The organism is Pseudomonas sp. GW821-FHT09E12, assembly GCF_059416085.1.
Genome location: NZ_JBWKOM010000002.1, coordinates 45,324 through 58,537, shown reverse-complemented (window position 1 = coordinate 58,537; position 13,214 = coordinate 45,324). Strand labels below are relative to the sequence as shown.

Sequence of the window (13,214 nt, the reverse complement as noted above, 5' to 3'; positions counted from 1 at the left end):
CCAGTTGATTTACGACTGACCCTCTCTCGGGCCTATCGCCTGAGCTAGTGCTCCAGCACTTCCAATTACCTCTTTCAAGACCGCGCCCTCGGCACCGTCTCACGGCTCCCGCGATGGCGGGGTATTCATCCGCCACCTGGATCGGGAGGCGCGATCGAACGCCCACGCCGAACGGACGTGCGACGCCTTGGAATCGACTGTCAACGCCCAACCTTTTCTCGCCGGCCATGCCGGCACGCGGAGAACCAAAATGACTCAGGCGACGCCGTTTTCCCGTCAAGACATTGCTTTTCATCCGCTCACGGCTGCGCAGCTTGAGATCTGGCTCGACCAGATGCTGCAAGGCGCCGTGCCCCTTTACAACATCGGCGGGTATGTGCGGATCGAAGGTGTGCTCGACCCGCAAAGACTGGAACAAGCCGTCAACCTGGTCATTGGCCGACATGATGCATTGCGGACCGTCCTGGTTCCGGGGTTGTCGGACGCTCACCTGCCCAGGCAGCGTTTCATGGAAGCTCTGGACTTCCAGATGCCGGTGCACGATGTCTCGCAGCAAGACAACCCCGAAGCCGCAGCACAGGCCCTGATGCAAGCAAACCTGCGACAGCCGTTCGAACTTGAAGGACGGCCCCTGTTTCGCATGGAACTGCTGAAAGTCCGTGAAGACGCCTGTTATTTCTTTATGAACTGCCATCACTTGATCGCCGATGGCTGGGCCGTCGCCATGATCAGCCGCGCTGTCGGCCAGGCTTACACCGCCCTGGAACAAAACCGGGAAATCCCCGCAACGGCACCGGCCTACGTCGACTACATCAGGCAGGGCAAATCCCGCCGGGCATCGGATCAACTCCAGCGCCAGTACTGGCTGGACAAATACCGCACCCTGCCTGAACCCCTATTGCCCGCCAGATATCGCGATCGCCTTGAACACAACGTTTCCCCCAGTCGCAATCACGCATGGCGCCTGCCGCGCGAGTTGTATGACCGCCTCAATGCGCTGGCGAAGACGTCAAGCCGGTCGAATGCCTTCCATGTGATCCTGGGCGCGCTGTACACCTACTTCGCCCGCGTTACCCAGCGTGATGAGCTGGTGTTCGGAGTGCCGATCCTCAACCGTGCCAATGCCGTGCAAAAGGCAACGCTTGGCCTGTTTGCCGGCATGAGCCCGGTGCGGCTGAGCCTGGGCCATGCCCTTGGTTTCGACGAACTGGTCAGGAACATCGCCCAGGTCCTCAAACAGGACTATCGCCACCAGCGCTTTCCTCTCAGCGAACTGAACCGCGAACTTGAACTGCAGCGCACGGGGCGACGGCAACTGTTCGATGTGGTCGTTTCCTACGAGATCGCGGACCAGGAGCTCTGGTTCGGCCAATCGCGTGGACATCCGGTGAAACTCTGCAACGGTTTTGAACAGACTCCGCTGTCCGTCCACATACGTGAGTCTGCGCCGGGCGACGATGTCTGGATGCATTTGATTTACAACCAAGCCTATTTCGACGGCGCGGAGATCGAAGCGCTGCAACAGCGCATCATGAGCATCCTGCAATCTGTGCTCGAGAATTTCTCCCGGCCGGTCAGCACCCTCTCGTTACTGTCAGCCACCGAGCATGAACAGGTCGACAAGTGGAATCATACGGCCGTCGAGTACCCGGACGACCCATTGCTGCACACCCTGATCGAAGCCCAGGCCGCAGCCAGGCCCGATGCTATTGCCGTGCGATTCGAAAACCAGGTCCTGACCTATGGCGAGCTGAACCGGCAAGCCAATCGGTTGGCCCATTCGTTGCTCGCGCTGGGCATCCGTCCGGACGAGCGCGTTGCCCTCTGCGTTGAACGCAGCCTGGAGATGGTCGTGGGACTGCTCGGCATCCTGAAAGCTGGCGGGGCCTATGTACCGCTGGACCCCGGTTATCCGGCGGACCGCCTGGCCCATATGCTGAGCGACAGCACTCCACGCGCGCTGTTGACGACCACGACGCTGCTCGCGACCTTGCCCGAGGCGAGCATGCCGGTACTGCGACTGGATGCGGACCGCGAGATCTTTTCGTCAAGCCCGGACAGCAACCCTGATGCTTCGGCGCTCGGGCTGACCGCCAGGCATCTGGCCTACGTGATCTATACCTCGGGTTCTACCGGGCTCCCCAAGGGGGTGATGAACCAGCACGACGGCGTGGTCAACCGGCTACGCTGGGCGCAGCAGACCTATGGTGTCGATCATGACAGCCGCATCCTGCAGAAAACCCCGTTCAGTTTCGATGTGTCGGTGTGGGAGTTCTTTCTGCCGCTGCTCGCAGGCGCGCAACTGGTGGTAGCGGCCCCTGGCGGCCATCAGGACCCGCACTACCTGACGGACATCATGGCCGGCGCCGAGATCACGATGCTGCACTTCGTGCCGTCGATGCTGCAGCTCTTCCTCGATCAGGCCGACCCCGACCGCCTGCCCTGCCTGCGGCAAGTACTGTGCAGCGGCGAAGCCTTGCCTTACGCCTTGCAGGAGCGTTTTTTCGAACGCCTGCCAGGGGTCCAGCTGCACAACCTCTATGGCCCCACGGAAGCCGCTATCGACGTCAGCGCCTGGCATTGCCGTCCCGATGTGCATGAAGGCATCACCCCGATCGGCAAACCCATCGCCAATATGCAGATGCATATCCTCGACACGCACTTGCAACCGATGCCGCCGGGGGTAGAGGGCGAGATCTATCTCGGCGGCATTGGCGTGGCCCGAGGCTACCTGAACCAGGCCGAACTGACTGCCGAGCGCTTTCTCGATCATCCGTTGGGCAGCGCTGGACCCAAGCGCCTCTACAAGACCGGCGATCTGGGCCGCTGGTTGCCCGATGGCAGTGTCCAGTACCTGGGACGCAACGACTTCCAGATCAAGATCCGTGGTTTGCGGATCGAGCTGGGCGAAATCGAAAGCCGGCTGCGGGCCTGCGAAGGCGTCAAGGATGTGGTAGTGGCCGCCAGCCACGACGATGATGGCGATACGAGCCTGATCGCCTATCTGCTGAGCGACGAAGGTTGCGTCCTGGAGCATTCCACACTGCGCACCGAACTGCGCAGGCACGTCCCGGACTACATGGTTCCTCGACACTGCATCGAACTCGAGCGTTTCCCCCTCAATGTCAACGGCAAGCTCGACCGCAAGGCCCTGCCGGTACCGGATGCAGTATCCGGCGGCGAAGCCGCGGTCGAGCCGCGCAACGAACTGGAGCGCACCCTGGTCGAGCTGTTTCAGGAAAACCTGAAATGCGACTCGATCGGCATCCATGACAATTACTTCATGCTGGGCGGCGACTCACTGAAAGTGATCCGCTTGAAGGTCAAGGCCCGCGAACGCAACATCCCCCTCAACCTGGAGGACGTTTATCAGCATCCGGACATCGCGCAACTGGCCCGGCACCTCGAAACACAGGACAGCGTTGCCACAGACGCGGACTCGTTTGAGCGGGCGCTCCCGTTCTCGCTGGTAGCGCCCGACATCCGGCGCATCAACCAGCCGGTATTCGACGACATGTTCCCGGCGAGCCAGTTGCAGGTCGGGATGATCTACCACTCGATGATGCATCCGGATTCGGCGATCTATCACGATATCTTTCGCTATACCCTGCGCCTGAAGTGGGATGCCGCGGCCTGGCAACAAGCCTGTGAAGCCCTGATCCGGCGGCACCCGGCGCTGCGGATGTCGTTCGACATGGCCCATGCCGGCCAGCCGATGGCACGTATCCATAAAAGAATCCGCCCGCCGGTACGGACCGTCGACGTCCGCGGGCTGACGCCGGAGGAGCGCCAACGGCTCATCGCCGCCCATGTCGAGGAGCGCAAGCGTCTGCGCACCGACTGGAAACGTCCGCCGCTGTACCTTTTCTGTGTGTTTGCCGCGCAGGACGAGATCGACCTGGTGTTCAGCTTCCATCACGCCATTCTCGATGGATGGAGTGTTGCGACGCTGATGCGCGACTTGCTCGCCTTGTACACCGACCGCTCGGCCACGCTGCCGCTGCTCACCACCTCTGCGGCCGACTTCGCGCGACTGGAACAGCAAGCGATTGCCAACCAAAGCCACAGCGCATTCTGGAAAGGCTACCTGGAGAACGCCCCCGCCGCCGCCCTGGTCAACTGGGCCTACTGTGTTGCGCCAGACACAGTGACGCACCGGACGCTGTATCGCGAGATCCCCGCCCGGAAAGCGGCAGATCTCGAAGCGTTCTGCCAGCGCCACGCCCTGCCGCTACGCACCGTCCTGCTCGCTGCGCACGGGGTTGCCCATTCGATACTGTCCGGCCAGGAAGAGATCCTGTGCGGGGTCATCGGCCATGGTCGACCGGAGTTCGACGACACCGAGTCGCTGCTGGGGCTGTTCCTCAATACCCTGCCGTTGCGCTTCGATCGTCGCGCCGACAGTTGGCTCGGGATGATCGAAGCCTTGATGGAACAGGAACGACAGATCCATGCCCACCGCCGTTATCCATTCGCCCTCATCCACCGCCAAACGGGTGTGTCTTTGCATGGGGTGTTCAACTACGTCGATTTTTACGTGCTGGACCAGGCCCGGGAGCAGGATGAGCCAGTGCTCGCGCACTGGGAAACCACGGAGGCCAGCAACTACGATCTGCTGACCACGGTAGGACGACACCCGGTCAATGGATCGCTCTTGCTGAAGATGGACTACCAGACCGCCCGCGTTGCAACGAGCCAGGCGCAGCTGTATGCCGAATACGTCGTTCGCGTTCTCGAGGCGATGGTCGCGGCGCCGAAGTCCGCCCCTGTGATACCGGTGCGGCCAGCGACCGACAGCTCGCCGCCGGCCATGGGTTCAGTACCCTCGGTGTTGGCCTGTGACAATCTTTCGAGCCTACTGCAGGACGCATTCTCTCGGGGCGGCGAGCAGATCGCGCTGAGCGCGGGCGACACTCGCCTGTCCTACGCCCACCTGGCCGAAGCGAGCGCCCGGATCGCCGACTGGTTGCATCGCCAGGGCATCGGCAAGGGTGACCGGGTCGCGCTCATGCTGCCGCGCTCCCCGGACCTGGTGATCGCACTGTTGGGCATCCTGCAGGCCGGCGCCGCGTATGTGCCGATCGACCTTGGGTATCCGCAAGAACGCATTCAGCTGATTCTCGACGATTCACAGCCACGACTGGTGCTGATCGACGAAACCGTTGCGGAGCGCATCGACACACGACCGGCATGCACCTGGAAAACCTTGACCGAGCAACTGAGCGACGACCGCCGCGGCTGTCGACGACAGGTCGCCTCGATAGCCGCCGACCTGAGCGGCCAGGACCTCGCTTACCTGCTGTACACCTCAGGATCGACCGGGCGCCCCAAGGGCGTGGCGATGCCTCACCGCGCACTGGTCAACATGGTCCTCTGGCAGACTCGCCAAGACCTGCCAGCGCCCAAAGCCTGTGGCCAGCAGAAAACCTTGCAGTACGCGCCCATCTCATTCGACGTGTCGTTCCAGGAAATCGTCTCGACACTCATCTGCGGCGGCGAACTGGTGATGATCGACGAAAGCCTGCGCTACGACTTCATCCGGTTGCTGAAGTTTATTCGCACGCAGGAGATCAACCGTCTATTCCTGCCTTATGTCGCGTTTCAGGGACTGGCCGAAGTGGCCTCGCAGCTCGATCTCCGTCCGGCCTCGCTACGCCAGATCAATGTGGCGGGCGAAGCGCTGAAAATCACCGATGAGATCCGCAACCTGATCGACGGCATCGGCCAATGCGTCGTGGAAAATCACTACGGCCCGACCGAAACCCACGTCGTCACGCACTTGCGCCTGGAGGGGCCGGCCGCTTCCTGGCCAAGCCTGCCGCCCATCGGCAAGGCGATCGACGGCGTACGGGTGCATATCCTCGATAGCGCGGGCCAGCGTTGCCTGGCCGGTGTCGCTGGCGATCTGTACATCGAAGGTATTTGCCTGGCGAACGGCTACTGGAACCAGCCCGCCTTGACCGAAGAACGCTTTGTCGTGCGGACCCTCGACGGTCAGCCGCGACGCATGTACCTGACGGGCGATATCGGGTTCTGCCTGCCGTCGGGCGATGTCGTCTATCTGGGTCGCAGCGACACGCAAGTCAAGATCCGCGGCTACCGTGTCGAACCCGGCGAAGTGGAAATGGCCCTGTTGCGGGCCAATCATCAAGGCGTCGACATCCAGCAAGTGGCGGTCGTCGACCGGCAGGCTCCCGACGGTCAGAGTTTCCTGGTGGGTTTCATTCAGGTCGCGCCAGCCCAGGTACTCGACCTGGAACGACTCAAGGCTGGAATGCGCAGCCTGCTGCCCGCTTACATGCTCCCCGCCTCACTGGTCATCATTGACCGGATGCCCTTGGGGCCGACCGGCAAGATCGACCGTAATCGCCTGCGGCAGATGGAGGTCCAGGTTACCCGGCAACGATCGTTCACTGCACCGGGCAACCCTGAAGAGCAGCTTCTCCAGGCTTGCTGGCAGAAGACTCTGGGGATCGAAGACATCGGCGTGCATGACGACTTCTTCGAGATCGGCGGCAACTCGCTCATGGCCGTCCGCCTGATCGCGATGCTGGCCAAGGAGCATGGCCTGGAACCGCCGCTGTCCGACTTCATCCAGGCACCGACCATTGCCGAATTCGCTCGGGTGCTGCAACGAATCGACAGCGAACCGCACGACACCGGTGTGCTGGTCGACTTCAGAAATGCCGAACAGGCGCCCGCACTCTTCCTCATCCATCCAATCGGTGGCCATGTACTGTGCTATGCCGCGCTGGCGCGGGCCATGCGGGACAAAGTCCGCCTGTATGCGCTGCAATCGCCGGGAACCTGGGATGCCCGTGAACCTTTGCAGTCGGTTCAAGCCCAGGCGGCGTACTACGCCGACGCTATTGAGGCAGTCATGCCCCAGGGGCCGCTGAATGTCGGCGGCTGGTCCTATGGCGGCGTCGTGGCCTACGAGCTGGCCAGAGAACTGCGCAAACGCGGGCGTGAACTGCAGAACGTGTTCCTGCTGGACACAATCGTGCGGTTAAGTAAGGGCAAGGTAGAGATCGACCCTGGCGACTTCCTGAACTGGTTCATGTGGGAGTTGCTCAGCGGCGACGGTCAACGCGAGTACGACTATGAAGCGCTCGAGTTTGCCACGCTCAGTGAATCGCAGGCCCTGGAGGCGATCCGCCAGCACGGCGTCGACAAAGGCATTTTCGATGCCTCCATGACACTGCTCGCCCTGGAGCGGATCTATCGGGTCTTCCATGCCAACTGGCAAGCGCTGGTCGACTATGAATTCCCGCCTCTGAACCTGCCGCTGACGCTGTTCGCGGCCGACACCGAACTGCCCGAGGTGTTGCTGGCCCCGCATGAGCTGGTCGGCACGGCATTCCGCGACCCGTACCGAGGCTGGCTGTCGGTTTCGGACAAGGTAGAGCGGATCGCTGTACAGGGTAACCACCTGACCATGATGCGCCTGCCGCATATCGAGTATGTGGGCAGCACCATCGCCACCCGATTGAAGCGCTCCTTGCCCAGGACAGGGGCACCGAAGGTGGAGCTGGCATAGCCACCCGTCGATCGACGAGGCCGCGTGGCGCGGTCTCGTTTTCTTTCCAGACCCGGACCGGTGCCGGGCCAACCAGGTTCAACAGATATGACTCAATCCAGAAAAGCGATCATTGTCGGCGCGGGAATCGGCGGCCTGACTGCGGCCATTGCCCTGCAACGCGCAGGGTGGCAGGTCGAGGTGTTCGAGGCCGCCCAGGCATTGCGCACCGAGGGCAGCGGCTTGTCCGTGATGTCGAATGCCATGGCGGCGCTGCATTCGATCGACGCCCACGGACCGGTGGCGGAAGCCGGCCAGGCGATCCGGCATTTCTACTTCAAGGACAAGAACGGACGCACCATCACTCGTTTACCCATCCATGAGGTCGGCGAAGAACTGGGACATCCCAGTGTAAACATCCAGCGCCCCCTGTTGCTCAAGGCACTGGCCGGACAGCTCACGCCCGGCACGATCCGCACCGGACGACGCTGTACCGGATATACCCATCTTGCCAATGGCGTCAGTGTCGCGTTCGATGGCGGCGCCTGTCACACCGCCGACCTGCTGATCGGCGCAGACGGCCTGAACTCGATGGTCCGCCGCCAGATGCTGGGCGAAACCTGCGTGCGCTCATCGGGCTACATCGCGTGGCTGGCGGTGACGCCATTCGAGGCACCGGCCACGACACCGGGCACGGTGGCCCACTACTGGGGCCAGGGTAAAAGGTTTGGCCTGTGCGATGTTGGCGACGGGCATGTGTACTGGTGGGGCACCTGTAACCAGCCCGATGCAGCCCTGGCGGCGCAGAGCCTCAGCAAATATGAAGTGCTGCAGGCTTACTCCGGCTGGGCACCGGAAGTGCTGGCCGCCATCGAGGCGACGCCGCCAGCCAGGATCCTGAAAGTGCATGCCCGGGACCGCGACCCCGTCACCCAGTTCTGCGACGCTCATGTCGCATTGCTGGGGGATGCGGCCCATCCGATGCTTCCCAGCCTGGGCCAGGGCGCGGCGCAGGCTATCGAGGACGCGGTAGTGCTGGCCGACTGCATCGCGCGAAACCCCGAGCTTCCCGCGGCACTGGCGACCTATGAGGCGATCCGCCTGCCGCGCGCCAATGACGTGGTCAAGGCCGCACGCTCGATGAGCGGTATCGAGCAGACGCAGTCCAGGTTTCTGTGCTGGCTGCGCGAGCGGTATCTGCGCCTGACGCCGCAGAGCAGCTTGCGCAAGAAGAATCTGGCCTTGCTGTCGTTCAAACTCCCCACCTAGGCCGCGACCGGGCCGGGCAGGAGCGACACGCGCGCGCCTGCCTGGTCAGCTCGCCGGCGCGCTACAGCATCCAGAGCCCGGGGTCGAGGCTCTGGTGCTTCGAGAACGGCGTGTAGACCGGCACCGTTCCGGACGCCGAGCCGGGAACCAGGATGTACTTGCAATACGTCGACAAGGTTCCGGAGGGGCTGACGTCCACATAGAGATTGGGGCCCTGCCGCTCCAGGATGGCCAGCGTTTCCTTGAAGTGAATCGGCTCCCTGAGCACCGCATCGAAATGCTCGGCCTCGTAGGCGCGGATAAGCGCTTTTTTCTGGCAGGAGAACACCGGCACCAAGGGGTGGCCCGGCGCGCTGTTCCCATATTGCTCGCGCAACGCCGAGCGGGCGGGATCGATGGCGGACGAATGAAACCCATACTCGACCGGCAAGCGGCTGGTGATATGGTTGCCGGCCTTGAGGTGCGCCTCGACCCGCTCGATCCGCGCGCGGGTTCCGGCGACCACGAAGTGCCGGTCAAAAGACACCGATGCGATCTCGCAGTTGTCGTGCAACAGCCGGTCTTCGTCGAACAGACTTGGCGGCGCGAAGACCGACAGCATCCCTCCCCGCTCGCAGGTCCGCGCCAGCACCCGGGCGCTGGCCGCCAGCAATTGGATGCACTCCCTGGGGCTCAGCGCCCCGGACACCGCGGCACACACGACCTCCCCCAGGCTCGCACCCAACAGCACATCGGGATAGATACCCCGCGATAACAGGGATTGGGTCAAGGCATATTCAAAACAGAAGACCGCCTGATTGGAGTAAAGGGTGGTGTCGAACGGGACCAGGGCACTGACCCGGTCGTCGAACACATATTCGATGAGCGACCCGCCGATTTCGGTTTCCACCCAGCGGTCAAGACGCTTGAGGCTGTCACGGAAAACCGTGTCGTGAACAAACAGGGTCTTGCACATGTGGAAGTACTGACACCCTTGTCCGGGGTACATGAAAATGGTTTTGCGTTGGGTCATGGGTTCTGACTCTTCAAGAAATGCACAGGCCCGGCAGTCGGCATCCGGACTGATCGGGCCAGACAGGTGAAATCGGCAAAATGTTCGCTGGCCAGGGGACAGATGCGCCGCAACAGCAAATGCGGCGCGCCGTCCCCATGCCCCGAACAGCACACCGCGGCCACATGCGTGAGGTTCGGCTCGAGCAGGCTGAAATGCCAGCCTGCGGCCTGTTGCGCGGGATCGTCGAACCGGCAGTCGATTCGCTCGTCGTCGGGCATCCGGAAGCCGAAGCAGTCGAGTGCCGTCGCCAGCCCCGCGCCGGTGGCCTTGACATAGGCCTCCTTCAACGTCCAGTAGCCGACATATCGCTGCCATCGTTGCACCGGCGCCAGACGATCGAGGGCCGAGACCTCGTCCGCGCGAAAACAGCGCTGGCCGATGGCGACAAAATCATCGCGTCGCTCATAGGACTCGGTGTCGACCCCCAGCTGGCCGCCTCTCATCACCCCGACCAGCACCACTCCCGCGCCATGGGAAATGTTGAACGACAGCTCACGCTCCTCATCGGACGGACACAGAATCGTCGGGCGGCCGTGCGCCGTCTTGCCGAACCGCCAATCCGCCGCGGCCCGCAGGCTGTAGCGCGAAAGTACACAACGCACCAGGGCACGGGTGATCAGGTATTGCCGACGATCATGGGCAAAATGAAAGGTCGACTCGATCGCCCTCTCCTCTTCGCAGAGCAACTCCTGGCGATAGCGTTCAAACAGCGCCGGCTCGATTTCGCTGCACGTTGCCATCCATAAGTGGATCTGCCCCCGGGGCAATTCCAGCCGCTCATGCAGGGCATCGACCTGACCGATATGCCTCATACCGTGACCGAAGATTGTGGTCCTTGAGCCAGCAAGGCCAGCAACCGCGGCAGAAACCGGCTGCCGAGCGCCAGTGCCCGTTGCTCCTGGACAACCTCCTGGAGTATCGACGCAGTCGTCAGCGGGTTTGCCAGCACCACGCGCAAGACACTGATCGAGCGGTTTGCCCAGCGCTCCGGCGTCAACCGGGTACGCGAGACAAAGGAGCGTCCGGCATCCCGTTGCCGCTCCTGGATATCGTCGTTCAGCGCATCCAGGCATTCCTGCAAAGCGTCCACCTTTGCAGCGTCAGCCTTGTGCAAGGCCTGCATGACCAGCGACGGGACATAACGATAAGTCAGCAGGCAGAGTTGCGGTTCGCTGAGCAGCTCGAAGTCGTCCTGCTGCTTGATCAGGTCGGCAAAGTAACGGGCGTTGTCGACGCCGTGATCGATCAACTGCTCATATCCCTGACGCCCAAGAAGGTGCAGGTTGGCGTACAGCAACATCGCCATCGCGCTGCGCGAGCCTTCCAGGGTATGGCGCCCCAGGTCCTTGGAGCCCTTGCGCACGATGTAATTGGCATGTTGGCTGATCGCGGCGGTCAGCGTCGGCTGCCTGAAAAAAACCAGGCCGGCCCCCATCGGCACATACAGCTGCTTGTGCGCATCGATAACCACCGAGTCGGCGCGTTCTATTCCCTTGAACAAGGGGCGTTGTCGATCCGACATCAGGCTCGCGCCCCCCCAGGCCGCATCCACATGGAAATGACAACCCGCCTGCGCGGCCACATCGGCCATGGCATCGAGATCGTCGATAGCCCCGGTTTCGGTGGTCCCTGCGATCCCTACAAGCGCAAGCGGCTTGATATTGTCCAGGCGCAACCGCTCAAGGCAGCGTTGCAAGGCATCGATGCGAATACGCTCGGCGCCATCGGTGGGCACGGCAATCAGTTGGTCCTGGCCAATGCCGAGAAGATCGGCCGCTTTTTTCAATGAATAATGACCGCGCTCGGACACCAGCAGGGCCAGGCCATCGTAACCGTAGTGCTTGAGCCCCTTGGCCAGCCCCTCCCGGGCAACGCCCGCGAACCCCTTGTCGGCGGGCAGCAGGTTATTGCGACTGGCCCACAGGGCCGTGATGTTGGCGGTGGTCCCACCTGCGCAGAATGCCCCCAGGGCATGCTCGCCGCTGTGCAACGTCTGTCGGTAGAAATCCTCGTCATTGCCATAGATCAGCCGGTGCAGCATCCCGAGTACCTGACGCTCCAGCGGCGTGAAGGCATTGGAGGTTTCCAGCTTCACCGGGTTCTGATTCAGCGCCGTCATGATCTTTGCCAACGGCAGCAGATACGACGGCAACGCGGAAGTCATGTGGCCGATGAATGACGGCGAGGCCGTCGGCGTGGCGCGGCTGAACACCTGGTTCTGCAGGTACTGGACATGCTCGTCGAAGCACACGGGCGACTCCGGGAGACAGACGCTGGAGAACGCCGACTCCAGCCCCCCCCGAGCGTCACTCCCGAACCCTGGGTTGCTGAAGTAGCCGGCTGGATGTCCCGCGATAGTGCGCTCCAGCTCCTCCAGTACCCTACCGTTGTTCGCAGAGGGACCGAACAGGCGTAGCAGCTGTTGCAAGCGCGGCGACATCGGCTCGCCCTGCCGCGTCCGGCCAGGCACGCTTCGCTCAAACCCGTGCTCTAGCTGCGTCATAGTATTTTCCCAACGAGCTTGGTCAGCACGTCGCCCGGGCCGACCTCCTTGAACCGCGTGACACCGGCTGCCCGCATGTTCAGCACCGAATCCCGCCACATCACCGAACTGCACAGCTGCGCGGACAGCCGCTCCACCAGGTTGCTGTCGCTATAAAAACCGCCATCGACATTGGACAGTACCGGAACCTGCAACGGGGAAAACCCGATACCCCTCAGGAAATCGGCGAACGCTTCCTTGAGCGGCGCCATCTGGCGGGAGTGGAATGCCGCGCTGACCTTCAGGGGGACGTAGACGATGCCCTGCTCGTCAAACAAGCCATAGGCTGCTGCCAGGTCGGGTTGCAGCCCCGCGATCACTATCTGCGAGTCCGAGTTGTAGTTGGCCACGTCGATGCCATCCAGCCCCCCCTGGTTCAGGCAGGCACGAAGCCTGTCGATGTCACAGTTGATCACCGCCGCCATGCCGCCACCGGAAGCACTGCTCATCAGTTGCGCGCGTTTATGGACGATGCGCAGACCATCATCGAAACCGAATGCTCCAGCGGCTAGAAGCGCGTTGTACTCCCCCAGACTATGACCGGCCAGGCATGCCGCGGGCGTGGGGTCGTCCTGAATGGCTTTCAGGTAACACAGCGTATTGACGGTAAACAGTGCCGGTTGGGTGTAGAGCGTGTTGTTGAGTTGGCGTTCCGGGTCGTTCAGGCACAACTCCTTGATCGAGTAGCCGAGGATGTCATCCGCCATGCGCGTATAAAAATCGAACTCGTCGAACAACTCGCCACCCATGCCCTGGCTTTGCGACCCTTGGCCGGGAAAAATGTAGGCTTTCATTTCCATGCACTCCTTTTCATTAGGGACCGCCGATTG

At 62.4% G+C, this 13,214-nt stretch carries 6 protein-coding genes; 2 read left to right on the top strand and 4 right to left on the bottom strand.

Translation table 11 applies throughout. The features are described from left to right. Window positions 1-250: 250 nt before the first annotated feature. The gene (locus AC07PQ_RS05340; protein WP_493185207.1) at window positions 251-7,540 is read left to right on the top strand and encodes an amino acid adenylation domain-containing protein; all 7,290 of its coding nucleotides are present in this window, start codon (window positions 251-253) and stop codon (window positions 7,538-7,540) included. An 87-nt stretch (window positions 7,541-7,627) separates the two neighbouring features. After that, the gene (locus AC07PQ_RS05335) at window positions 7,628-8,788 is read left to right on the top strand and encodes an FAD-dependent monooxygenase (RefSeq protein ID WP_007932316.1); all 1,161 of its coding nucleotides are present in this window, start codon (window positions 7,628-7,630) and stop codon (window positions 8,786-8,788) included. A 61-nt stretch (window positions 8,789-8,849) separates the two neighbouring features. On the opposite strand, the gene AC07PQ_RS05330 is transcribed toward AC07PQ_RS05335, so the two are convergent. The 4 genes from AC07PQ_RS05330 to fabD are packed head-to-tail and all read right to left on the bottom strand — an operon-like array spanning window position 8,850 to window position 13,178. Then, window positions 8,850-9,800, bottom strand: coding sequence for an acyltransferase domain-containing protein (locus AC07PQ_RS05330; protein ID WP_493185208.1), 951 nt, complete (start codon window positions 9,798-9,800; stop codon window positions 8,850-8,852). After that, complete coding sequence (locus tag AC07PQ_RS05325; protein WP_493185209.1) at window positions 9,797-10,654, bottom strand: 4'-phosphopantetheinyl transferase family protein; 858 nt, start codon at window positions 10,652-10,654, stop codon at window positions 9,797-9,799. The genes AC07PQ_RS05330 and AC07PQ_RS05325 overlap by 4 nt, the downstream gene beginning before the upstream one ends. Next, window positions 10,651-12,282, bottom strand: coding sequence for a pyridoxal-dependent aspartate 1-decarboxylase PanP (panP, locus tag AC07PQ_RS05320; RefSeq protein ID WP_495072385.1), 1,632 nt, complete (start codon window positions 12,280-12,282; stop codon window positions 10,651-10,653). Before panP ends, AC07PQ_RS05325 begins: the two co-directional genes overlap by 4 nt. Window positions 12,283-12,341: 59 nt before the next feature. Next, entirely contained in the window at window positions 12,342-13,178 is an 837-nt protein-coding gene (gene fabD / locus AC07PQ_RS05315) for an ACP S-malonyltransferase (RefSeq protein ID WP_007920500.1), read from the bottom strand. Window positions 13,179-13,214 lie beyond the last annotated feature (36 nt).

Bases quoted from the DNA above. Each gene is read 5' to 3' on its own strand.
- AC07PQ_RS05340 (WP_493185207.1), top strand. From the start codon at position 251: ATGACTCAGGCGACGCCGTTTTCCCGTCAAGACATTGCTTTTCATCCG.
- AC07PQ_RS05335 (WP_007932316.1), top strand. From the start codon at position 7,628: ATGACTCAATCCAGAAAAGCGATCATTGTCGGCGCGGGAATCGGCGGC.
- AC07PQ_RS05330 (WP_493185208.1), bottom strand. From the start codon at position 9,800: ATGACCCAACGCAAAACCATTTTCATGTACCCCGGACAAGGGTGTCAG.
- AC07PQ_RS05325 (WP_493185209.1), bottom strand. From the start codon at position 10,654: ATGAGGCATATCGGTCAGGTCGATGCCCTGCATGAGCGGCTGGAATTG.
- panP (WP_495072385.1), bottom strand. From the start codon at position 12,282: ATGTCGCCGCGCTTGCAACAGCTGCTACGCCTGTTCGGTCCCTCTGCG.
- fabD (WP_007920500.1), bottom strand. From the start codon at position 13,178: ATGAAAGCCTACATTTTTCCCGGCCAAGGGTCGCAAAGCCAGGGCATG.